Consider the following 21,445-nt stretch of genomic DNA (forward strand, 5'->3'; position numbering starts at 1 on the left):
GGTTTCAGGTGAGGTGTGGCTCAGGCACTCAGGCCCGCAGGCCGGCCGGTGTCTGGGCGAATGCCACGAAGCCCGGCAGCGCCTCGATGCGGCCCAGCCAGGCGCGCACCTCGCGGTAGGGTTGCAGGTCCACATTGCCCTCGGGCGCGCTGGCGATGTAGCTGTACAGGGCCACGTCGGCAATCGTGGGCGCGCTGCCGGTGAGAAAGGGGCGAGTGGTCAATTGCGCCTCGATCTTGCCGAGGATGGCGTGGGCGCGGGCTATCACTTCCTCGGCCTGGAAGGAGGCCTTGAACACCGTGACCAGCCGGGCCGCCGCCGGGCCGAAGGCAATGGGGCCGGCGGCGATGCTCAGCCATTTCTGGATCTCGGCCTCGGCCCGGGCGCCCAGGGGCATCCAGTCCTGGCGGTCCAGCTTGCGCGCCAGGTAGACCAGGATGGCGTTGGAGTCGGCAATCACCGTACCGTTGTCATCCAGCACCGGCACCTGGCCCAGCGGGTTCAGCGCCAGGAACTCGGGCTTCTTCTGCGCGCCGTTGGCCAGATCCACGTGGACCAACTCATGCTCCACGCCCAGCAGGCCGAGGAAGAGGCGGGCGCGATGGGCGTGGCCGGACAGGGGAAAGTGGTAGAGCTTCATTGCGGTTCCTTGGGGTTGGTGAAGGCGCCGGTTGTCGGCACCACGGGACGTATCCTCCTTCTCCGCCCGCATCTTTAGAATCCCTGGCGGCGGCAAGTCACTCTTGCGGGAACGCGAACAAAGCGCCGGCGCAAACCTGGGCAAACCTGGGCAGTCCTGCGCGGGCCGCTCGCAGCCGGGCAGATACACGACACAGACAAGGCAGGCACAGATGGATCGCTTCCAGTCCATGACGGCATTTCTCGCAGTGGTGGACACGGGCGGCTTCGCCTCGGCTGCACGTCGGCTCAAGGTCTCGCCTTCGGTGGTGACGCGCGCGGTTTCCGACCTGGAGGAGCGCCTGGGCGTGCGCTTGCTCACGCGCACCACACGCTTCGTGCGCGTGACCGAGGCCGGCACCGCCTACGCCGACAGCTGCCGCCGCATCCTGGCCGAGCTGGAAGAGGCCGACGAGCATGCCGCCAGCGCCCACGCCGCACCGCGTGGCCGGCTCACGCTCACGGCGCCCGTGAACTTCGGGCGCATGCACGTGCTGCCCGTGGTGCACGACTACCTGGGCCGGTTTCCCGAGGTGGACGTCAACTGCTGGTTTGTGGACCGCGTGGTCAGCCTGGTGGACGAGGGCGTGGACGTGGCCGTGCGCATCGGCGATCTGCCCGACTCCTCGCTGCAGGCGATCCGCGTGGGCAGCGTGCGGCAGGTGCTATGCGCTTCGCCCGCATACCTGGCCAGCCACGGCGTGCCCCAGCGGCCCGAGGAGCTTGCGCAGCACACCACCATCACCGCATCCGGCCTCACCTCCACGCCCGAATGGCGGTTTCTCGAAGGCGACAAGGCACTGGCCGTGCGCCTGCAGCCGCGCCTCATGTCCATGACCAACGAGGCTGCGGCAGACTGCGCCCTGGCCGGGCAAGGCATCACGCGCCTGCCGCTCTACCAGATCGCCAAGCCCGTGCAGGACGGCGCACTGCGCCTGGTGCTGGAGCCCTTCGAGCGGCCGCCGCTACCGATTCATGTAGTGCACAGGGAAGGACGGCACGCCGCGCACCGCGTGCGGGCGTTCATCGATATGGCGGTGGATGCGCTGCGGGTGGCGGCGTTGAAGTGGTAGCGGGCCCGGATTGGGTTTTCCTCGGCACACTGGCGGCAAGTCCGCCTATTGAAGTCACTGCATAATCCGGACAGCTAGTCATCTTTCTACAGGCAGGCACTTTCATTCAATGCCCATTGATGAATGGGCGTTAAGAGCCGGTGCAATTTCTCGATAGAACCATGAAATCCCTTGTTGCTTTTGTTTTAGTGGCGTGCAGCGCATGCCTTGTTCGTGCTGAACCGGTTTTGGACTGGAATGTTCTCGGATTCGATGCCCAGGGCAATCCCACCAAGAGTTCTCGTCACTCATCTCACAGTAGTGCTCAGAGAAAACTGAACCTGCTATGCGGCGCTGAAGCGGCAAACGGGTCTCCTATGCCTGAGACCGTAAGCGTGCGCATTGAAGTGAGGCCTTTCTCCAGCGGTGGTCCGCAGGGAAAGCGCATCTTCCGCAGCGCGGAAATCACCTGCAATGAAGTCCGGCGCGAAAAAGATGCCCTGTCTAAATATATTCCGGTTCCCAGGGCGAGAAAGGCCGAGACCCTGCACGTTCCCAGTGTCTGGGACTGATTAATACTCGTGCCCGTAGCTTTCTCCACCTGATGCGGTGAAATAGCTCGGTCTTCTATGCCGCTACCCTCAAAACTGCGCCGTCACCCCCAAATACAAGCGCCGTCCATCCAGCGTCTTGCCGTAGTCGGCGAGGTTCACGGTCTTGTCCAGCAGGTTGTACAGGCCCGTGAACAGCTGGATGTTGGGCGTTGCCTGGTAGCTGGCGCCGATGTCCACCAGGGTGTAGGCGGGTAGCTGGGCCGTGCCGCCGTCTATGCTCCTGCTTTTGTAGCGGGCCTTGCCCCAGAGCTTGATCTGGCCTGTGATGTTCCAGTCCGCGCCCAGATTGAGCATGTGGCGGGGCAGGTTGTTGAGAGGCCTGCCGGCATCCGGTCCGCTGGCCACGTCGCTGGAGGTGAAGGTGTACGAGGTGTTGAACCGACCTCGGCCCAGCGGCAGGGCGATGGGCATGCCGTAGGCCAGCTCCAGTCCCTTGATGGTGGCCGAGCTGACATTGACGTACTGGTTGATGCGCGAGCGCACTTCGCCGTTGTATTCGCAGGCTGGGGCGGAGATGGGGCTGGTGCAGATGGTCTGCGTGCTGATCTTGTCCTTGAAGTCGGTTTGGTAGGCGGTGATGCTGGCGTTAACGTCCTGCGCGGGCGTCCAGTTCAGGCCAATTTCGTAGTTGGTGCTTTTCTCGGGCTTGAGGTTTTTGTTGCCCATGTCCCAGGCCGCGCCACGTGCAGCGATTTCCACGATGTTGTCGTCGGCCTGCTTGAGGGTGGGTGCCTTGTAGCCGCCGCTGATGCCGCCCTTGAGGGTCAGTGCATTGCTCAGTCGGTAGATGCCGTACAGGCGCGGAATCCATTCGCTGCCGTAGTGCTGGTTGCGGTCGTAGCGTATGCCGCCCACGACGGAGAAGCGGTCGGTCAGGAAGTATTCGTCCTCGGCAAACAGGGCCATCTGCCAGCGTTCGAGGTTGATGTTGCGCGATCCCGGAAAGCGGCTGCCGTCATGCGCAGTCTCTTCGTTCTTGTACTCGGCACCGAACGAGACCATGTGCCGGTCCAGCGGCACGACGGTCTTGGACTGCAGGTAGGTGGCCCGGTATTCGGACTGGTAGGCGCCATTGGTGACCTGCACGTTCTCCCGCGTGATGAAGGAGCTGGTGCGGATGCGCGAGCCCCATTCGATGTCATGCGTCAGCGCGTAGTAGTTGCGTTCGTTCTGCACCGAGCCTGCGGCGCCCGTGCGGGCCGTGCGCTCGTTGTCCCCGGTGCCGCGCGTGGCCTGCAGGCCCAGGGTCTGGTTGCCGGTGAGTTTCCAGGCCAGCTTGGCGGTGATGTCGCGGTTCTCGCGGGCGGCGTAGCCGCCGGTGAACCGGTCCTCATGGCGCTTGAAGCGCGAGCCGTACAGCGTCAGGCCCAGCCGGTCCTGTACCAGCGGGCCGCTGAGGTAGAAGCGCTGCTGGCCCTCGCTGCCGGCCTGCGGGTTTTCCTGCATCGTTCCGTCCACGGTGACGCTGCCGGTCCATTGCGTGGACACCTTCTTGGTGATGATGTTGATCACCCCGCCCAGCGCGCTGGATCCGTACAGCGACGACATGGGGCCGCGAATGACCTCGATGCGTTCGATGGCCGACATGGGTGGCAGCCAACTTGTCTGCTGCGCGCCGCCAAAGCCGTTGTAGTAGGCCTGGGAGGAGCTGCCCAGGGGCTTGCCGTCCACCAGGAACAGGGTGTAGTCCTCGCCCAGGCCGCGGATATAGATCTGCGTGGATTCGATCTTGCCGCCCGCACCTCCCTCGATGGTGACGCCTGGAATGTCGAGCAGGGCATCGGTCACGTCGCGGTAGCGCTTGCCTTCCAGCTCCTTGGCTGTCACCACGGTGATGGAGGCAGGCGCGTCGGCCAGCGATTGCTCGAAGCCTGTGGCGGTCACCACCACTTCGGACAGCTTGCCTTCGCCGGCCGCCTGCTGTGCATGGGCCAGCAGCACGGTGCTGCCGGTCAGCAGACAGGCTAGGCCTTTGCCGATAAGGGTGAGCGGGTGTGCAGGGGTGCAGGCCCTGGCCGGCTGCAGGAAAGAGTCGATCACTGGTTGGCTCCGGTCGCTATTGAAAATGGGGTTGTCCGTACACGACGGCACGCGCCGCCGGGCAGGCGGTGCGGGTGATGGGTTGGGGTGGGGTGGGGCGCTCGCCCGGGCAACGGTCAAGCGGGGGACTGCGCTGCAGGCGGCTGGCTAAGCCGGCTCAGGGCTTGTGGGGGCGCAGGTTCTGGATCTTGCGGTGTCATGGCGCTGGCCTTGCAGCTTTCAAATTTAAAATACGTCTGATTCGTATTTGTATCTGACATTCCTGATCAACGTCTGACCGATGAAGCTGCTCGTTGTTGAAGACCACCAAGATTTGCGAGCGCTGTTGCAGGCCCATCTGGAGCGCATGGGATTCGCGGTGGATGTGGCCGCCACCGGACGGCAGGCGCTGGACGCGCTTGCCGTCACCGACTATGAGGCCCTGATCCTGGACCTGGGGCTGCCTGATATGGATGGCATGCAGGTGCTGGCCCGCTGTGATGACCGCCGCCGCAGAACCCCCTGCATCATCCTCACGGCACGCGACGCGCTGGAAAGCCGTCTGGCCGGGCTCAATTGCGGCGCCGATGACTATGTGCTCAAGCCCTTTGACATCTCCGAGCTGCAAGCGCGCGTACGCGCCGTGCTGCGCCGTGCCCAGGGCGGCCGCGAGCCTCGGCTGAGCCTGGGCAATCTGGCCTTTGAAACCGATTCCCGCCATGCGACCGTGGATGGCAGGCACATCGATCTGCTCCGGCGCGAGGCCATGCTGCTGGAGGAGATGCTGCGCGTGTGGCCCCGCATCGTGGTCAAGGAACGCATGGAAGAGCACCTGTACGCCTCGCGCGAGAGCGTGACCCTGAATGCCGTGGAGGCGCTGATCTCGCGCCTGCGCCGCAAGCTGCGCGACGGCGGCGCCAATGTGCTGATAGATACCGTGCGTGGCGTGGGCTATCGCATGGTCTTGCCCGCTGCCGCGCATGAAGAGCACCAGTCTTGAGCGGCGCGTGCTGTTGGGGCTGGCGCTGGCCTTTGCGGCTGGCGCCGGAGCACTGTCGCTGTCGCTGTACGACACGCGCGACCAGCTGCGCCGCGTGGCGATGGTGATCCAGGCGCGGGAGATCGCCGAAGGCTTCACCATGCAAAGCGATCCGGCCCGGCTGCCCAAAAGCCATGCGGGCGGCGAGCTGTCGTACACGCTGTATTCGCCCGAGGGGAGGGTGCTCTGGTTCTCCGACAACCTCCAATCCCCGCGCCGCCTGCGCCTGCCGCCCGACCGTGCGCGGGCGCCGCTGTTGCGGCTGCCCATCTACAGCGGCCAGGTTGTCAACGTGGCCGCACCGCTGGCCGATGGAGCCACCCTGATGGTGGCCAAGCGCGATGTGCTGGAGCGCCAGGCCATTGGTGATCTGCTGCACGCCAAGCTGCTGCAAAGCCTGGTCATGCTGGTGCCTGTAGGCCTGCTGGCACTGCTGCTCATCTACTGGATGATGCGCTGGACGCTCAGGCCCGTGCAGCAGGCCGCACGTTTTGTGCAGGGCATGAAGCCAGGTCAGGTCCAGCCCATTCCGACCGCCCGGCTGCCGCGCGAACTGCTGCCGCTGGCCGAAGCCGTCAACCGCGCACTGGAGAATCTGGCGCAGTCGCTGGCCAACGAAAAGCGCCTGGTCGCCGACGCGGCGCATGAACTGCGCACGCCCCTGACCGTGCTGGACCTGCGCCTGCAGAAGGCGCGCACGGACCCCAGCCCCGATTGGCAGGCCGTGGACGGCGACGTGCGCTACCTGCGCCGCGTGGCCGAGCAGCTGTTGCTGCTGGCGCGCCAGGAGCAGGACCTGGGCGCAGGCGAGGCTGCTCCCGCAGCAGCATCCACGCATCTCACGCGGCTGGTGAGGGAGGCCATCGCCGCAATCCTGCCGTTGTTCGAGGCCGGCTCGCGCAGCATGCAGGTGGACCTCATCGATGGCGTGCACTGCCAGGGCGACGCAAGCCTGCTGCACACCGCCATCTCCAATGTGCTCGAGAACGCCTTTCACCATGGCCAGGGAGATGTCTTGGTGGTCATGACGGCGGTTGAAGGTGACGTGATCCGCCTGACGGTGGCCGACCAGGGGCCAGGCGTTCCGTCCGACCGGCAGGAAGCCATGTTCACCCGCTTCAGCAAGGCGCGGCCCGGCAGCAGGGGCGCCGGCCTGGGACTGGCCATCACCCGCAAGATATTGCGCAATGCAGGCGGGGACATCCGCTTTCTGGGCAGTCCCCATTGCGAGCTGGAACTGTGCTTCAGGAGTGCATCGCATGGGGCTGTTGCGCCAGGGGCCATTGGCAAACAAAACTAAAATGATAGTCATTCTCGTTATCGATTCATCACCTCCCCCCGGCCATGCCCACCCCTTCCGCTTCCTGGACCGCTGCGCGCTGGCACCAGCTTTTCTGTGCCTGCCAGCAGCAATTGGTGTCCTATCTGGCCGGCAAGACCGGCAGCCGTGATGAGGCGCAGGAACTGGCCCAGGAAACCTGGCTGCGCCTGGCCGATGTGCCGCCGCAGCTGCCCGATGGCAGCTCGCCCACGCTCGAAGCCGCGCGGGCCTATCTGTTTGCCACGGCCAAGCATCTGGCCATAGACCGGCTGCGCCAGCGCGGTGCGCAGCAGCGCTGCATGGACGACTGGGCGCAATTGCAGCCCGAGGCCGAAGGCGATGTGGCCGACCGCGCCATGTACCGGCAGGCACTGGCCGTGGTGGAGCGCACGATTGCAGACTTGCCCGAGCGCATGCAGGCCGCCTTGCTGGCCCACCGCCTGCATGGCGAGCGGCAGGCCGACATCGCCCAGCGTCTGCAGGTCTCCCTGAATACCGTGGAGCGTGACCTGATGCAGGCCGATGCCTGCCTGGAAGCCGCCTTGCTGCGCTGGCGCGGCGGGGTGGATGCGGGCTTGCAGGCCTCTTCCAGAAAGCGGCGGCGGCGTGCCCTTGGCGCACTGCTGGGCGTGGCCGGCATGGCCTGCGCGGCCTGGCCCGCCTGGCAGATGTGGAGCCGCCGCGTGCTGTGGCAAGGTGAACTGGCCAGCGCCCCGGGCGTGCAGCGCAGCCTGGAGCTGCCCGATGGCAGCGTGCTGCGCGTGGACGCCGCCAGCCGCGTGGCGCTGGCCTACCGTGCCGACCTGCGACAGGCACGGCTGCTGGAAGGCGCCGCCTTCTTTGCCGTGGCGCGCGATGCGGCACGGCCCTTTGTGGTGGAGGCCGGCCCCCTGCGCGTGACCGTGCTGGGCACGCGCTTTGGTGTGGAACTGGAGCCCGATGCGGTGCGCGTGCAGGTGGAGTCGGGCCAGGTGCGGGTGGAGCATGCGGCCACCGGGCGCAGCCAGTTGCTGCAGGACAGCCAGTCGCTGCGCATTCCCCTGGACGGCGGTGCGGGAGATACCGACGGCGCTGCCTGGCAGCCGCAGCTCCAGCAACGGCCCGCGGCCTGGCGCGAGGGCGAGCTGGTCTTCGAGCAGGAACCGCTGGGCCGCGTCGCCCACCGGCTGGGCCGCTACACGCGGCGCCGCCTGGTGGTGGAGGAGGGCGCGGCGCAACTGGCCATCAGCGGCCATGTGCGCATTGCCCAGACCGAGCGCTGGCTGCGCGGGCTGCCGCAGTTCGCGCCGGTGCAGGTCAGCGTGCTGGACGACGGCGGGCTGCGGATTGCGCGGCGCGGCGGGCGCGCGGAGCCGTGAAGTTTTTTTCAGGGTTTTTGGGAGTGACTCGTATTTGCATATGAAAGGCCGGGCGTCCTGCCTGTGCCGGCGATTCGCAATGAGCCTGTCTTCCAGAAAGTCCTTATGTCCGCTCCCAAGTCCTCCCGATTCCGATTCCGCCTCCGCCGCACAGCGGTTTTTCATGCATGTGCAGGCCTGGTGCTGGGCCTGCAACTGCAGTTGGCCGCCGCGCAATCGGTGTCCTTCGACGTGCCGGCCCAGCCGCTGGCCCAGGCGCTGAGCCTGTTTGCGCGCCAGGCGGGGCTGCAGCTCACCTACTCCTCCGAACTGGTGCAGGGCCGGCAGGCCCCGGCGCTCAACGGCAGCCACGATGTGCGCCAGGGCCTGGCGGCATTGCTGCAGGGCAGCGGCCTGCAGGGGCGCATCGAGGGCGGCACGCTGACGCTGCTTCCCGCTGCGGCCAACGCGCCTGAGAATGCACACCGCCTGTCCGAGATCACCGTGACGGCCGGCGACCAGTATGTGAGCCTGCTGCCCGCACCCTACGCCGGCGGGCAGGTGGCCAAGGGCGTGCGCCTGGGCGTGCTGGGCAATACCGGCAACATGCAGGCGCCGTTCAGCACCACCAGCTACACGTCCGAGGCCGTGCGCAACCAGCAGGCCGGCACCATTGCCGAGGCGGTGAACCGCGACCCTTCCGTGCGCTACACCGTGCTGCCGGGCGGCAACGTGGACAACCTCTATATCCGGGGCTTTCCGATCTGGGAGGGCAACTCGGGCGAGATCGCCTTTGACGGCATCTACGGCATTGCCCCCAACTACCGCGTGCGCACCGAGTACGTGGACCGCATCGAGGTGGTCAAGGGGCCGGGCGCGCTGCTGTTCGGCATGTCGCCCAACGGCTCGGTGGGCGGCGTGATCAACATCGCTCCCAAGCGCGCCAATGAAGATGTGGCGCGGCTGACCACGGGCTGGACTTCGGACAGCCTCTGGCGTGCCCATGCCGACGTGGGCCGGCGCTTTGGCGACGAGGCCCAGTACGGCATCCGTGTGAACGCCAGCAAGTACGGCGGCGATACGTCCATGGACCATCAAAGCACCGACGGCCATGTGCTGGCCGTGGCGCTGGACTACGAGGTGGAGCGCTTCCGCGCCACGTTGGACCTGCTCTCGCAGGACGAGCGCATCGACGGCGTGGGCCGGCCCATCATGCCCACGGGGCTCTCCTCCATGCCTGCTGCGCCCGACGGCACACTCAACGTGACCCAGCCCTGGGAATGGTCCAGGAATCGCGAGCGCGCCGTGCTGCTGCGCACCGAGCTGGACCTCACGCAGCAGCTCACGCTGTTCGCCAACATCGGCCAGTCGCGCGCCAATGTGGACCGCATCTATGACTCCGCCCCGCGCCTGACCAGTGCTGCGGGTGCCACCAGCATCACGCCCACCTATGCGGTGTTCGACGTGGACCGCAGCACCATCGACGCAGGCCTGCGCTCGCGCTTTGCGCTGGCCGGTGTCAAGCATTCGGTCACGCTGCAGCTGGCCAGCTACCGCGAGGATTTCCACCGTGCGCTGCAGGCGGGCTCGGCGGTGGCGTCCAACATCTATGCGCCTGTTGCCCATGCGCCGCAAAGCATTGCGCGGCCTTCGGCCATTCCGCGCATCCATGACAACCGCAACACCAGCCTGGCCCTGGTGGACACGCTTTCGCTGCTGCAGGACAGGCTGCAACTGTCGCTGGGCCTGCGCCACCAGGCCATCAAGTCCACCAACTACAACGTGCTCACGGGCGGCGCCGCCAATGTCTACGACGAGAGCGTGACCACGCCCGCCGTGGGCGTGGTCTGGCGCCAGGCGCCCAACTGGAGCCTCTACGCCAACTACATCGAAGGCCTGAGCAAGGGCGACATCGCACCGCCCGCCGCCAGCAACTACGGCGAGGTGCTGCGCCCCTACAAGAGCCGCCAGTACGAAGTGGGCAGCAAGTACGACTTCGGCAGCTTCATGGCCACGGCCGCCCTGTTCAGCATTGAAAAACCCAGCGGCGGCCTGGACCAGGGCGTCTACAAGACCAACGGCGAGCAGCGCAACCTGGGCATGGAGCTGTATGCCTACGGCGAGGCCGCACGCGGCCTGCGCCTGCTCGGTGGCGTGACCTGGCTCAAGCCCGAGATCACGCGCTCGGCCACGCCTGCGCTGGTGGGCAACCGGCCCATCGGCACTTCGCGCCTGCTGGCCAACCTGGGCGTGGAATGGGATGTGCCCGCCGCGGAAGGCTTGACCCTGGTCGGCGACCTGGCCTACACCGGCGCCCAGTTCGTGGACCAGGCCAACCGCCTGCGCATCCCGGGCTGGACACGCACCGACCTGGGCCTGCGCTATGCCACCCGCATCGCGGGCCGCAAGACCACGCTGCGCGCCACGGTGCAGAACGTGGCCGACCGCAAGGCCTGGGCCGGCGTCACGTCCTGGGGCGCCGTCTCGCCGATGATTCCGCGCACCTTCGTGGTGTCGGCATCGATGGATTTCTGAGGTCGGCGCGGTGGCTGGGCGGGCCGCGCTCTATGCTTGAGGCATGAACGCAAGCAAGACCCTGCTGATCGTCTACCACTCCATGACCGGCGGCACCCGCCAGATGGCCGAGGCCGCGCGCGACGGCGCAGCGGCCGAAGGCCAGGGCGTGCAGGTGCGCCTGCTGCATGCCTCAGAGGCCGGCCCGGACGATGTGCTGTCCGCCGACGGCTACCTCTTCGCCACCCCGGAAAACCTGGCCGCCATCAGCGGCCAGCTCAAGGACTTCTTCGACCGCAGCTACTACGCGGCGCTGGACCGCATCAACGGCCGGCCCTATGCCAGCCTCATCTGCGCCGGCAGCGACGGCCAGAATGCGGCCCGCCAGATCGCCCGCATCGCCACCGGCTGGCGCCTCAAGCCCGTGGCCGAGCCCCTGATCATCTGCACCCACGCCCAGACCACCGAAGCCATCCTGGCGCCCAAGCAGATTGCCGCAACTGAGCTGGAACAGTGCCGGGCGCTGGGGGAGGCGATGGGGGCCGGGCTGGCGCTGGGAGTCTTTTGAGGGTTGCCAGCATCTTGGGTGCCCTACATTTCTTGGTGGCCCGGTCGCCCGGTGTGGCTCAGCCGAACAGGCGCGACCAGAATCCGCCTTTTCCACCCACCTGCTGCCGGGCTCCCTGCATGTGGGCGCGTATGCCGAGCAATTGGGCATCGTCCGGATCGTGGCGCAGGGCGATCTCGACCAGTTCAGGCTGAAGGTGCGAGGCCTTGAGCTGGCCCAGGGCCCTGAGGGCGGTGACCTTGTGCGCATGAACGAAGCTCATGCTGCGAACTTCCCATGGCGCTTGCTGTTGCTGAGACGAAAGCTGCGCATAGCGGCGCTCGGCTTCGGCCACGATGTCGAGGACGTCCTGGTGGTGGCTGGTCTCGTTGAGATAGGCGCACGCGGTCTGCGCGCAGTCCAGATACAGGCCGGTGTCAAGCGCGTAGTCCTCCATCAGCAGCAGGGACAGGTCGGTGGCTTGCTTGCGGTTCCCCAGTTGCCGATAGGCATGGCGCAGGTTTTCCAGCAGGGCCTGGAAACAGGTCTGCTGCAGCCCGGCTTCGAGGACGGTGGCCGCCTGCTCGTACTGTTCCTGCGCGTTGTACAGCACGCCCAGGTTGTTGCAGCACATGGCATAGGTGTGGATGTCCAGCGCGGCGGGCGCGGCCTCCTGGCCGTTTGCCGGCGTGCCGGCGCTGGCGAAGCGCTCCAGACAGCGTTCGTAGAGTGTGGTCTGCAGGCGCTCGATTTCCTGCAGGGCTGCTGCATCCGTGTCGGGGCGCTTCCACTTGCCCACGGTCACGCCGGCCGTGTAGTAGTCGGGTGCCACCGGGCTATCAGCCAACTCGGGATAGGAAAAGATGCTGCGCCAGGGCACGGCATGCTCCATCTCGAAAATGCGGGCTTGCAAGTCCACCTGGGACTGCAAGGCATGAGACTTGCGGTAGGCGGCCAGCGCGGGCTCGGGTTCGTCCAGCCAATAGTGGGCACTGCCCAAATAGCGGTGTCCATAGGCATTGCCTGGTGACATTGCCAGTGCGCGCTGCGCCCATTCGCCGACCTGGCGCAATGCCGCACTGCGGTCCTCGGTGAATTGGTCACTGGAATCGAGATACACCAGGCACAGCATCAGCCATGACCATTCGCTACCCTGGCCTGATTCGGCAGTGGCCTGAATGCTGGTCAAGAGGCTGGCAATCGCTTCATTGTCCAGATGGCTGAAAACCGTGGTGCCAGACCATAGCGCATGCATTCGCGCGTGGTCGCCCTGGCTGAGGGCATGCATTCCTTGGGAAATCAGTCGTTCCATGGTCTGTTGGGAATATTGTGGGAGGCGCCATCGTATCCGCTGTGTTTGACAGGAGGATGGGGCACCACTCAATGGGAGCGATAAGACGCCCGTGCAGACAATGTCTGAACAACAGGTCAAAGCCCCGTCAACTGCGGCAATGCCTTCTCGCAGGCCTTGCGGCACAGGTAGCGCAGGTCCTGTTCACCATCTTCACTGCGCAGGTAGCCGGCGCCGGCGGCGTTGATGTTCCATTCATAGACCTTGCCCGAGCGCAGCAGCCGTCCGCTGAAACTGCAGGGCAGGATGATGGATTCCTCATGGAAGCTGCCAGCCGAGACTTGCTTTGCCGTCGCGAAATAGCGGGCCACGTCGGCGGCGTCCAGGCTGACTTTCTCGCATCCCATGGTCTCGCCCGTGCCCACGGAACGGGTGACCGGGCCGATGACGGAAATGGGCGCCGCCTTGGCCGCGTGTTTGGGCGTGGATGTGGAAGTAGATGAGGCCTGCAGCGGCGCATGCAGGCACAGCATCACGGCAGCCCAGGCGGCAATGCGCAGGCTGCGAGAGGGATTGTTGAAAAGCTGGCTGGATGGCATGGCTCAGGCTCCCGTGAAGATGTAGCGCAGCAATTGGGCGCCTTCGGTCGCTTCCTTGCGGGCAATGGCGCCGTGGGAGTAGACATCGGACAGCAGCTTGAGCTTGTAGTGGTCCACCAATTGCTGGGTCAGCCATTTGGTCTGGAACAGCTGCGATTGGGTGGGCGCCTCGTAGTCCTTGGTCGATGGCAGGAAACGGCCCACCACCTCGATGCCCACGGAGTCGCTGTTGGCCGGATAACGCAACGGATAGGCCTTTGTGTTCTCATGCGATGACACATTCTTGGCCCGCTTGCTGAAGCTCAGGCCCTTTTGGTGCAGCAGGGCATTGATGTTCTTGAGTTCCGTGGGATCGCAGGTGCTCTCGTTGACGCAGCGCGGCTGAAGAATTCCCACATGCCAGCAGATCTTTTCCAGACTGGCGGTTTGGTAGATCTTCCCGTCCTTCTCGATCAGGAAGTGCGCCCCTGTCTTCTGGCCGCTCTTGTAGGCATTGAGCACGCTGGCGGCCGTGGACGAGTCAGTGCGGTGCAGCACGATGGAGGTGACGGACAGCAAGGCGCCGTGCTCTATGGACGGATAGGTCTTGACTTCGACGCTTTTGTCTACCATCAATCCTTTTTCGATAGTGGCCAATTATTTCTCCCTCTGTATTCCGGCTGAGTGAATGCGAATGGCGGAAAGCCGGGAGAGCATACGGGCTGAAGGGATAAAAATAATTCGAAATGTACTGTGTACCTCTTTATTGGAAATATATTGAAACAATTGGGTGGAGTTCATGAAGGATGTATGAATTCCGGAAATCTCCGGAATTCACAGGGGCTCAATGGCGACGCAATGCAATGCCTGCGCGATGGCCCACGACTGCGACAAGGATGCAGCCCATCCCGACCCACTGCGCCGCCGACGGCACGGCGCCAAACCAGGCCAGGTCCACCAGCAAGGCCATGGCGGGGTAGACGAAGGACAGTGCCGCAATGGCGGGCGCCGGCAGCCGCTGGAATGCGGCATACATCACCGTGTACATGAAGGCCGTATGGACCAGTCCCAGGATCAGCACCATGGAGGCGGCCCGCGCTGACAGCAACTGCGGGCTGGCTGCGGCGATATGGGTGAGCAGCGGCAGGGCCCACAGGCTCAGCACCAGTCCGCCCGCCAGCATCTGCAGCATGGCGATCTGGGCCGAGGGCATGTGGCCCAGGCGGCGCGTGGCGACCGTGGTGCCTGCGTAGAGAGCGGCGGCCAGCAGGGCCAGGGCGACGCCTATCCAGGCGCCTGTTCCAGCATGCGATGCATCCACGCCATCCAGCCCGACCAGGCCGCTGCTCAGCGCCACCCCCAGCAGGGCCAGCAGCAGCCAGGGCAGCTTGCGGCGTTCGACGGGCTCGCCCTGCAGCGCCGACAGAGCCAGCAGCATGAAGGGCTGCACGTGGTAGACCACGGTGGCCACGGCGATGGAGCTGTAGTGGTAGGCGCTGAAGAGGGCGACCCAGTTCAATACCAGGGCGATGCCGCCCCCGGCCAGCCACAGCCATTCCCGGCCTTGGGGTTTGACCCAGTCGCGCCGCCAGGCCAGCCACAGGCCCAGGCCCAGTGCGCCCAGCACGCAGCGGGCAAATACGACCAGCAGCGGCGGCAGCGCGCTTTCCACGACGAGCAGGCCGATGGTGCCCGACAGCGCCATGGCCAGCAGCATGCGCCAGGTGCCGCCCTGGCTGGTTCGGGGCCGTGTGGGTGAGGTTGCAGAGGTGAGGCTGGGGCTGTGGGACATGGTGTCGATTCCTGGGCGCGCTACGGTATGGAGCGCATGGGCGTATCTTGCGGACCTTGCAATCAATCAACAATCCGCCAGTCATTCAAATTAATATTGCCTGCCATGCAACAAAGACCGGAGTAGCGCCTTGCCCGATACCGCCATGCCCCTGGATGAAATGCTGGTCTTCGCCCGCGTGGTGGAGCACCAGAGCTTTGCGGGCGCGGCCCGGCAATTGGGGCTGACGACCTCGGCCGTGAGCCGCAGCGTGGGGCGGCTGGAGGCGCATTTCGGGCTGCGGCTGCTGCAGCGCACCACGCGCTCGCTGTCGCTGACCGAGGCGGGGGCCGAGATCCACCAGGCCTGCCTACGGCTGGTGGAGGATGCCCAGGCCGTGCAGGCGCTGGCCGGCCAGCTGCGCCAACAGCCGCGCGGGCTGCTGAAGATCAGCGCGCCGGCCGTGCTGGGCGATCTCTGGCTGTCACCGCTGCTGCCGGGCTTTTGCGCGCGTTGGCCCGAGGTGCAGGTGCAGGTGGACATGACGGACCGCATGGTGGACCTGGTGGCCGAGGGGCTGGACCTGGGCCTGCGCATCAGCGTGCCGGGCCAGATCGCGCCGGGACTGGTGGCGCGGCCGCTCAAGACCATCCGCTATGTGCTGGTGGCCACGCCCGGCTATCTGGCGCGGCATGCGCAGATCACGGAGCCCGGGCAACTGCTGGCGCATCCCTTCATCAGCCTGGGCTACGGGCAGTTCCAGAACGAGGTGGAATTGCGCCCGCTCCACCCTGCGGCCGCGCCCGCCATGCGGCTGCTGGTGAATACGCCCATCACCATTGCCAGCAGCCTGGGCATCATCCACGCGCTGCAGCAGGGGCCGGGCATAGGCGTGGTGGCCGACTTTGCGGCTCAGGCGGCGCTGCAGGCCGGGCAGCTGGCGCCCGTGCTGCCGGGCTGGGGGCTGTGCGGCAAGTACGCGCCGCGCGTGGTGCATGCGGTCTATGCGCCGACGCGCCATGTGCCGCTGAAGCTGCGGGCGCTGATCGACTACCTGGTCGAGGTGGAGGGTGATGGCGCCGTGGCCTCCACCACCTAACCCATGCGCCTGCGCAGCGCCGCGCTGGCCCAGTCCACGGCCACGGACAGCGCCAGCATGGCGATGATGACGGTGCTGGCCTGGGCGTAGTGGAACAGCGACAGCTCGAAGTACAGCAGCTGCCCCAGCCCGCCCGCGCCCACGAAGCCCAGGATGGCGGCCATGCGGATGTTCATCTCCCAGCGGTACAGCGTGTAGGCCAGCAACTGCGGCGCGGCGCCGGGCAGGGTGGCGTAGAGGAAGGCCATGGCGCGGCCGCTGCCGGACAGGCGCAGCGCTTGGGTGGGGGCGGCGGGCTGGTTCTGCAGGGCCTCGGCATACAGGCGCCCCAGCACGCCCGCCGTGTGCAGCGCCAGCGCCAGCGCGCCTGCGAACGGGCCCAGGCCCACGGCCAGGGCGGTGATGGTGGCCCAGACCAGCTCGGGCACGGAGCGCAGCACGTTGAGCACCAGGCTCCAGGGAGCGCGCCAGCGCGGCAACGCCAGCAGCAGGCCCAGCACGGCCGCCAGCAAGGTGCCGACCACGGAGATGGCCAGCGTCTCCCACACGCCCACGGCCACCTTGCGCAGCCATTCGGCGCTGGTGTCGGGCGGGAAGAAGCTGATGACGAATTCCAGCATGGACCGGCCCGCCGCGCCGGTGAACAGCGAGGGCAGGTCCATCTCCAGCATGGCAAAGCTGGCGGCCACGCCCAGCGCCAGGGCGGCGCAGGTGAGGGCGCTGCGCCAGCCCCAGGCGCTGGCGCGTGCGGCGGGTGGCGTGTCCAGCGCGCGGCGCAGGCCGCGCGAGAGCAGGTCGGCACCCCAGACCAGCAGCATGAAGGTCAGCAAGATGGTGGAGGCCTCGCCGCCGTTGAGCATCTTCATGGCCTGGTCCATGAGCTGGCCCAGGCCGCCCGCGCCCACAAAGCCCATGACCACCGAGGCGCGTATGGCGCACTCCCAGCGGTAGACGGTGTACGAGGTCAGTTCGCGCGCGGCCTGGGGCAGCAGGCCGTAGAGCATGGCCATCGGCCGGCGCGCGCCGGCCTGCGCCAGGGCGCGTGCGGGCGCGGGGTCGGCCGACTCCAGGATTTCCGCATAGACCTTGGCCAGCATGCCGCCATAGGTCAGGCCCAGGGCCAGCACGCCAGCGGCCGGCCCCAGGCCGAAGACGCGCACGAAGACCAGGGCCCAGACCAGCTCGGGCACGCCGCGCAGAATGGTGAGCAGGCCGCGCGTGACGGGGTTGAGCGCCCGCCGCTCGCGCGCGGCGCCCGTGACCAGGTAGGCCAGCGGCACGGCCAGCACAAAGGCCAGGGCCATGCCGGCCGTGGCAATGGCCAGGGTCTCCAGCGTGGCGCGGCCCAGGTAGCCGAGGAAGTCGCGCCCGGTCTCGGGCGGCAGAAACGTGGCCAGAAAGCGGCCGATGACCTGCAGGTTGCCGGGATCGAACAGCGCGCCCAGGCTGAAGCCCGCGCCCTGGAACAGCGGCCACAGCACGACGGCGGCCAGCACCAGGGCGCCGAGGCGGCGGGGCGCGGCGGGGTCACGCAGCGCGTGCAGATCGGAACTCAACGGCATGCGGATGCGGACAGCGGTGCGGCAAAGGCGGCGGGCGCGGGTGTCCACGCAGGGCGGGAGGGATCATCGCCAGCATGCTCGGACCCATACAGCGCACGCAGGTGTTCCTGCGTGACTTCAGCCGCCGGCAGGTCGAAGGCGATGGCGCCATCGCGGATGCCCACGATGCGCGCAAAGCAGGCCAGCGCCAGGTCCACGGCATGCAGGCTGGCCACCAGGGTGGCGCCGCGCGCGGCGGCTTCGTGCACCAGCAGTTGCACGGTGGACAGGGCCAGGGCCGGGTCCAGCGCGGCCACGGGCTCGTCGGCCAGGATCAGCTCGGCCTGCTGGTAGAGCACGCGGGCAATGCCCACGCGCTGCAGCTGCCCGCCCGAGAGCTGGTCGCAGCGCGCGAACAGCTTGTCTGCCAGCTGCACGCGGGCAAGGGCCTCGCGCGCGCCAGCGGTGTCCTGTGGGTACAGCAGCGAAGCCAGCGCCTTCCAGGCCGGCCAGCGGCCCAGCCGCCCGGCCAGCACGGCCGTGACCACGCGCTGGCGCGGCGGTATGGGCGGTGCCTGGTGCACCGTGCCGATGCGCGCGCGCAGCAGCCGGGGTGCGCCCGCGCTGGACGCAGGCACCTCGTTGCCCAGCACGCTGCGCCGGCCCTGGCTGGGCGCCAGCGCCGTGCCGATGACGGACAGCAACGTGGTCTTGCCCGCGCCCGAGGGGCCGATCAGCGCAATGGCTTCGCCCTGGCGTGCGGCCAGCGTCACGCCGCGCAGCGCAGTGCCGCCGCCGGCGTGGGTCAGGCCCACGCCTTCCAGTTCAAAGCTCATGGATTGCGCCTGCTGCGGCTTACTTGAGCAGGCCGGCCGACTTGGCAGCAGCCTCGATGCCTTCGTAGTTCGAGGCCTGGGTGGGCACGAAGCGCGCGGCGCGCTGCAGCTCCAGGATGGCCTTGTGCTCTGGCTTGGCCGGGTCCAGCGCCAGGAAGGCGTCGGTCAGCTTCTTGACCAGGGCCGGGTCCAGGTCGCCGCGCACGGTCCAGTTGTAGTCGAAGTAGGGCGGCGTGGTGGCGAACACGCGCACCTTGCTGGTATCGACCTTCTTGGTCTCCACCAGCTTGTCCCAGACCGATGCGTTGAGCACGCCGGCCTCGGCCTTGCCTGCGGCCACGAAGGCCACGGTGGCGTCATGCGCGCCGGAGAAGGCCACGGTCTTGAAGTCCTTCTCGGGGTTGATACCGTCCTGCTGCAGGAAAAAGCGCGGCATCAGGCTGCCCGAGGTGGACGAGGGCGCGCCAAAGGCAAAGCTCTTGCCCTTGAGGTCGGCCAGGGTCTTGATGGCGGGGTTGGCCGTGATGAACTTGGAGGTGAACCTGGCGTCTTCCTCGCGCTGCACGATGGGGATGGCCGTGCCGTTGGTGCGGATCTTGGCCTGCACGAAGGTGAAGCCGCCCAGCCAGGCCAGGTCCAGCTTGCGTGTGGCCAGCGACTCGACCACGGCGGCGTAGTCGGTCACGGGCGTGAACACCACCTTCATGCCGGTCTGGGCCGAGAGGTACTTGCCCAGCGGCTCGAACTTGCGCTGCAGCTCGGTGGGAGCTTCATCCGGGATGGCCGAGACGCGCAGCACGGCGGGTTCGGCGGCCAGCGCAGGCAGGCTGGACAGGGTGGAGGCGGCCAGCACGCAGGCAGCCGCCTGGCGCAGCGCCGAGCGGCGCGCAGGAATGTGGTTCATGGATGGGCTCCGTTCAATCAGCCACCGCCGTCCGGATACACGGCGGTTTAATAAGGCGCCCGGGGTTGACACGGGCGCCGAAGGTACAAGGGCGGTACACCGACCGCTGAGGCTGCATTGTAGGGAGCGGGCTTTTTCCGTTGGGGAGCATCAGGCTTGAGCGGCGGACCTGTCGGCACAGCGTGGCCGCCGATCTTTTTCCCGCGTGCGCTGCGTTTGTGCACCGCCTGGGACCTTGCTTGGCCGGGACTTGAACATGCGTTGCACCAAAATATCCATTATTGGTATGACCAATAAATATCCTGGTGCACTATCTGCACTCTTTTAGGTGTTTACCCTGTTCATCTGTCCACTTGAAAGCTCTGAGAATCGCACCACTTCGCGCAATGGTCTGAATTTTGGTTTAATTGGTTGGACCAATTTGCCAATAGCCCACAAGGCGCCAGCGCGGGGAACACTCCCGGTCACCGTTGCAGCCAGCCAGCAGACATCCTGTGCGGATCGCACCGCATGCCAACGCTGCAACGAGAGGGAGTGGCCGACAAGGGGCGCTTACCGCGCCCTCCCCATCATCTAGAGACACGGTCATGCAAACCATCTGGCAGCAGAACTACGATCCCGCCGGGAACATCTGGATCTCGGCGCTGATCGCGCTGATTCCCATCATCTTTTTCTTCCTGGCGCTGACCAGGTTCCGTCTCAAGGGCTACCAGGCTGGCACCGTCACCGTGGCGCTGGCGCTGGGCGTGGCGCTGCTGTTCTACAAGATGCCCGTGAGCGCGGCACTGGCCTCGGCCGTGTACGGCTTCTTCTACGGCCTGTGGCCCATCGCCTGGATCATCGTGGCGGCCGTGTTCCTCTACAAGATCTCGGTCAAGACGGGGCAGTTCGACGTGATCCGCTCGTCCATCCTGTCGGTCACTCCCGACCAGCGGCTGCAGCTCATCCTGGTGGGCTTTTGCTTCGGCGCCTTCCTGGAGGGCGCGGCCGGCTTCGGCGCGCCCGTGGCCATCACGGCCGCGCTGCTGGTGGGCCTGGGCTTCAAGCCGCTCTATGCGGCGGGCCTGTGCCTGATCGCCAACACGGCGCCCGTGGCCTTCGGCGCCATGGGCATTCCCATCATCGTGGCAGGGCAGGTCTCGGGCGTGGATGCCTTCGCCATCGGCCAGATGGCCGGCCGCCAGCTGCCCTTCATGACCGTGCTCGTGCTGTTCTGGCTGATGGCCATCATGGACGGCTGGCGCGGCGTCAAGGAAACCTGGCCTGCGGTGCTGGTGGGCGGCGGCTCGTTTGCCCTGGTGCAGTTCCTCACGGCCAACTACATCGGCCCGGAGCTGCCGGACATCACTTCGGCCATCGTCTCGCTGGTGGCGCTGACGCTGTTCCTCAAGGTCTGGCAGCCCAAGCGCATCTTCCGTTTCGACACGGAAGGCGAGGGCGGCAAGGCTGCTGCCATTGCGAAGACAGCCACGGCGGTCAAGGCTCCCGCCGCCGCTTCCGGTGCACCGCTGACGGCCGGCGCCGTCATCAAGGCCTGGTCGCCCTTCATCATCCTCACGGCCATGGTGACGATCTGGAGCATCAAGCCCTTCAAGGCGCTGTTCGCCGCAGGCGGCCCGCTGGCCTCCACCGTCATCAACATCCCCGTGCCCTTCCTGCACAACCTGGTGGAGAAGACGCCCCCCGTCGTGGCCGCCGCTGCGCCCTACGGCGCGGTCTACACCTTCAACTGGCTGCTGGCCACCGGCACGGCCATCCTGATCGCGGCGCTGATCACCATCACCTTCACGCGCCTGTCGCCGGCCAAGGCCGTGGCCACGCTGGGCGAGACCTTCAGGGAACTGGCCGTGCCGATCTACTCCATCGGCATGGTGCTGGCCTTCGCCTTCGTGGCCAACTACTCGGGCCTGTCGGCCACGCTGGCCCTGGCGCTGGCACACACGGGCCAGGCGTTCACGTTCTTCTCGCCCTTCCTGGGCTGGATCGGCGTGTTCCTCACGGGCTCGGACACTTCGGCCAACGCGCTGTTCGCCGCGCTGCAGGCCACCACGGCGCAGCAGCTGGGCCTGCCCCAGGTGCTCACGGTGGCGGCCAACACCACGGGCGGCGTGACGGGCAAGATGATCTCGCCCCAGTCCATCGCCATTGCCTGCGCGGCCGTGGGCCTGGCAGGCCGCGAGTCGGACCTGTTCCGCTTCACGGTCAAGCACAGCCTGATGTTCGCCGTGATCATCGGGGTGATCACCACGCTGCAAGCCTACGTATTTACGTGGATGATCCCGGGTCATTGAAAACACCCGAGAG

The 21,445-nt window shown here is 66.7% G+C and carries 18 protein-coding genes; 9 read left to right on the forward strand and 9 right to left on the reverse strand.

What is annotated here, in order from left to right; all coding sequences use genetic code 11:
• Positions 1 to 28: 28 nt before the first annotated feature.
• Positions 29 to 640: a glutathione S-transferase family protein gene (locus GRX31_RS21505; protein ID WP_016452899.1), complete on the reverse strand. Its 612-nt coding sequence runs from the start codon at positions 638 to 640 to the stop codon at positions 29 to 31.
• Positions 641 to 851: 211 nt separating this feature from the next.
• Between GRX31_RS21505 and GRX31_RS21510 the strand changes: the two genes are divergently transcribed.
• Positions 852 to 1,751 carry a LysR family transcriptional regulator gene (locus GRX31_RS21510; RefSeq protein WP_046987936.1) on the forward strand — a complete coding sequence of 300 codons (900 nt, stop codon included), beginning with the start codon at positions 852 to 854 and terminating at the stop codon, positions 1,749 to 1,751.
• A gap of 161 nt (positions 1,752 to 1,912) precedes the next feature.
• Positions 1,913 to 2,302 (forward strand): hypothetical protein, encoded by a 390-nt coding sequence (locus GRX31_RS21515; protein ID WP_128422617.1) that lies wholly within the window; start codon positions 1,913 to 1,915, stop codon positions 2,300 to 2,302.
• Positions 2,303 to 2,371: 69 nt separating this feature from the next.
• Here the strand turns inward: GRX31_RS21515 and GRX31_RS21520 are convergent, their stop codons facing one another.
• Positions 2,372 to 4,384, reverse strand: coding sequence for a TonB-dependent receptor domain-containing protein (locus tag GRX31_RS21520; protein WP_160854702.1), 2,013 nt, complete (start codon positions 4,382 to 4,384; stop codon positions 2,372 to 2,374).
• Positions 4,385 to 4,664: 280 nt separating this feature from the next.
• Here GRX31_RS21520 and GRX31_RS21525 point away from each other — a divergent pair, with 280 nt between their 5' ends.
• The 5 genes from GRX31_RS21525 to GRX31_RS21545 all read left to right on the forward strand — a co-directional run bounded on the left by GRX31_RS21525 (position 4,665) and on the right by GRX31_RS21545 (position 11,142).
• Positions 4,665 to 5,363: a response regulator transcription factor gene (locus GRX31_RS21525; protein WP_043790363.1), complete on the forward strand. Its 699-nt coding sequence runs from the start codon at positions 4,665 to 4,667 to the stop codon at positions 5,361 to 5,363.
• Positions 5,344 to 6,702: a sensor histidine kinase gene (locus GRX31_RS21530; protein WP_160854704.1), complete on the forward strand. Its 1,359-nt coding sequence runs from the start codon at positions 5,344 to 5,346 to the stop codon at positions 6,700 to 6,702. Before GRX31_RS21525 ends, GRX31_RS21530 begins: the two co-directional genes overlap by 20 nt.
• A gap of 44 nt (positions 6,703 to 6,746) precedes the next feature.
• Positions 6,747 to 8,081, forward strand: coding sequence for a sigma-70 family RNA polymerase sigma factor (locus GRX31_RS21535; RefSeq protein WP_160854706.1), 1,335 nt, complete (start codon positions 6,747 to 6,749; stop codon positions 8,079 to 8,081).
• A 180-nt stretch (positions 8,082 to 8,261) separates the two neighbouring features.
• Positions 8,262 to 10,595, forward strand: a complete 2,334-nt coding sequence (locus GRX31_RS21540) for a TonB-dependent receptor (RefSeq protein ID WP_337193967.1) — start codon at positions 8,262 to 8,264, stop codon at positions 10,593 to 10,595.
• Between the two features lie 43 nt (positions 10,596 to 10,638).
• Positions 10,639 to 11,142 carry a flavodoxin family protein gene (locus tag GRX31_RS21545; protein WP_160854710.1) on the forward strand — a complete coding sequence of 168 codons (504 nt, stop codon included), beginning with the start codon at positions 10,639 to 10,641 and terminating at the stop codon, positions 11,140 to 11,142.
• Between the two features lie 58 nt (positions 11,143 to 11,200).
• On the opposite strand, the gene GRX31_RS21550 is transcribed toward GRX31_RS21545, so the two are convergent.
• From GRX31_RS21550 to GRX31_RS21565, 4 genes are all read right to left on the reverse strand, one after another.
• Positions 11,201 to 12,310 (reverse strand): hypothetical protein, encoded by a 1,110-nt coding sequence (locus GRX31_RS21550; protein WP_237426742.1) that lies wholly within the window; start codon positions 12,308 to 12,310, stop codon positions 11,201 to 11,203.
• A gap of 239 nt (positions 12,311 to 12,549) precedes the next feature.
• Positions 12,550 to 13,011 (reverse strand): hypothetical protein, encoded by a 462-nt coding sequence (locus GRX31_RS21555; protein ID WP_012205170.1) that lies wholly within the window; start codon positions 13,009 to 13,011, stop codon positions 12,550 to 12,552.
• A gap of 3 nt (positions 13,012 to 13,014) precedes the next feature.
• Positions 13,015 to 13,623 (reverse strand): peptidoglycan recognition protein family protein, encoded by a 609-nt coding sequence (locus GRX31_RS21560; RefSeq protein ID WP_013802750.1) that lies wholly within the window; start codon positions 13,621 to 13,623, stop codon positions 13,015 to 13,017.
• A 211-nt stretch (positions 13,624 to 13,834) separates the two neighbouring features.
• Entirely contained in the window at positions 13,835 to 14,782 is a 948-nt protein-coding gene (locus GRX31_RS21565) for a DMT family transporter (RefSeq protein ID WP_160854714.1), read from the reverse strand.
• Positions 14,783 to 14,927: 145 nt separating this feature from the next.
• On the opposite strand from GRX31_RS21565, the gene GRX31_RS21570 reads away from it, so the two are divergent.
• Positions 14,928 to 15,860, forward strand: a complete 933-nt coding sequence (locus tag GRX31_RS21570; protein ID WP_160854734.1) for a LysR family transcriptional regulator — start codon at positions 14,928 to 14,930, stop codon at positions 15,858 to 15,860.
• Here the strand turns inward: GRX31_RS21570 and GRX31_RS21575 are convergent.
• From GRX31_RS21575 to GRX31_RS21585, 3 genes are read right to left on the reverse strand one after another with little or no spacing between them, the layout of a single operon-like run.
• The gene (locus GRX31_RS21575; protein WP_160854716.1) at positions 15,857 to 17,422 is read right to left on the reverse strand and encodes a PhnE/PtxC family ABC transporter permease; all 1,566 of its coding nucleotides are present in this window, start codon (positions 17,420 to 17,422) and stop codon (positions 15,857 to 15,859) included. The genes GRX31_RS21570 and GRX31_RS21575 overlap by 4 nt on opposite strands.
• Complete coding sequence (locus tag GRX31_RS21580) at positions 17,413 to 18,237, reverse strand: phosphonate ABC transporter ATP-binding protein (RefSeq protein ID WP_160854718.1); 825 nt, start codon at positions 18,235 to 18,237, stop codon at positions 17,413 to 17,415. Before GRX31_RS21580 ends, GRX31_RS21575 begins: the two co-directional genes overlap by 10 nt.
• Positions 18,238 to 18,256: 19 nt before the next feature.
• Positions 18,257 to 19,141: a putative selenate ABC transporter substrate-binding protein gene (locus GRX31_RS21585; RefSeq protein ID WP_160854720.1), complete on the reverse strand. Its 885-nt coding sequence runs from the start codon at positions 19,139 to 19,141 to the stop codon at positions 18,257 to 18,259.
• A gap of 587 nt (positions 19,142 to 19,728) precedes the next feature.
• On the opposite strand from GRX31_RS21585, the gene lldP reads away from it, so the two are divergent.
• Entirely contained in the window at positions 19,729 to 21,432 is a 1,704-nt protein-coding gene (lldP, locus tag GRX31_RS21590) for an L-lactate permease (RefSeq protein ID WP_160854722.1), read from the forward strand.
• Positions 21,433 to 21,445 lie beyond the last annotated feature (13 nt).

Origin of the sequence: Delftia sp. CH05 (genome assembly GCF_009827015.1) — a bacterium.
GTDB lineage: Bacteria > Pseudomonadota > Gammaproteobacteria > Burkholderiales > Burkholderiaceae_C > Comamonas > Comamonas tsuruhatensis.

Bases quoted from the DNA above. Each gene is read 5' to 3' on its own strand.
- GRX31_RS21570 (WP_160854734.1), top strand. From the start codon at position 14,928: ATGCCCCTGGATGAAATGCTGGTCTTCGCCCGCGTGGTGGAGCACCAG.
- GRX31_RS21545 (WP_160854710.1), top strand. From the start codon at position 10,639: ATGAACGCAAGCAAGACCCTGCTGATCGTCTACCACTCCATGACCGGC.
- GRX31_RS21555 (WP_012205170.1), bottom strand. From the start codon at position 13,011: ATGCCATCCAGCCAGCTTTTCAACAATCCCTCTCGCAGCCTGCGCATT.
- lldP (WP_160854722.1), top strand. From the start codon at position 19,729: ATGCAAACCATCTGGCAGCAGAACTACGATCCCGCCGGGAACATCTGG.
- GRX31_RS21525 (WP_043790363.1), top strand. From the start codon at position 4,665: ATGAAGCTGCTCGTTGTTGAAGACCACCAAGATTTGCGAGCGCTGTTG.
- GRX31_RS21515 (WP_128422617.1), top strand. From the start codon at position 1,913: ATGAAATCCCTTGTTGCTTTTGTTTTAGTGGCGTGCAGCGCATGCCTT.
- GRX31_RS21535 (WP_160854706.1), top strand. From the start codon at position 6,747: ATGCCCACCCCTTCCGCTTCCTGGACCGCTGCGCGCTGGCACCAGCTT.
- GRX31_RS21575 (WP_160854716.1), bottom strand. From the start codon at position 17,422: ATGCCGTTGAGTTCCGATCTGCACGCGCTGCGTGACCCCGCCGCGCCC.
- GRX31_RS21580 (WP_160854718.1), bottom strand. From the start codon at position 18,237: ATGAGCTTTGAACTGGAAGGCGTGGGCCTGACCCACGCCGGCGGCGGC.
- GRX31_RS21585 (WP_160854720.1), bottom strand. From the start codon at position 19,141: ATGAACCACATTCCTGCGCGCCGCTCGGCGCTGCGCCAGGCGGCTGCC.
- GRX31_RS21530 (WP_160854704.1), top strand. From the start codon at position 5,344: ATGAAGAGCACCAGTCTTGAGCGGCGCGTGCTGTTGGGGCTGGCGCTG.
- GRX31_RS21505 (WP_016452899.1), bottom strand. From the start codon at position 640: ATGAAGCTCTACCACTTTCCCCTGTCCGGCCACGCCCATCGCGCCCGC.
- GRX31_RS21560 (WP_013802750.1), bottom strand. From the start codon at position 13,623: ATGGTAGACAAAAGCGTCGAAGTCAAGACCTATCCGTCCATAGAGCAC.
- GRX31_RS21510 (WP_046987936.1), top strand. From the start codon at position 852: ATGGATCGCTTCCAGTCCATGACGGCATTTCTCGCAGTGGTGGACACG.
- GRX31_RS21565 (WP_160854714.1), bottom strand. From the start codon at position 14,782: ATGTCCCACAGCCCCAGCCTCACCTCTGCAACCTCACCCACACGGCCC.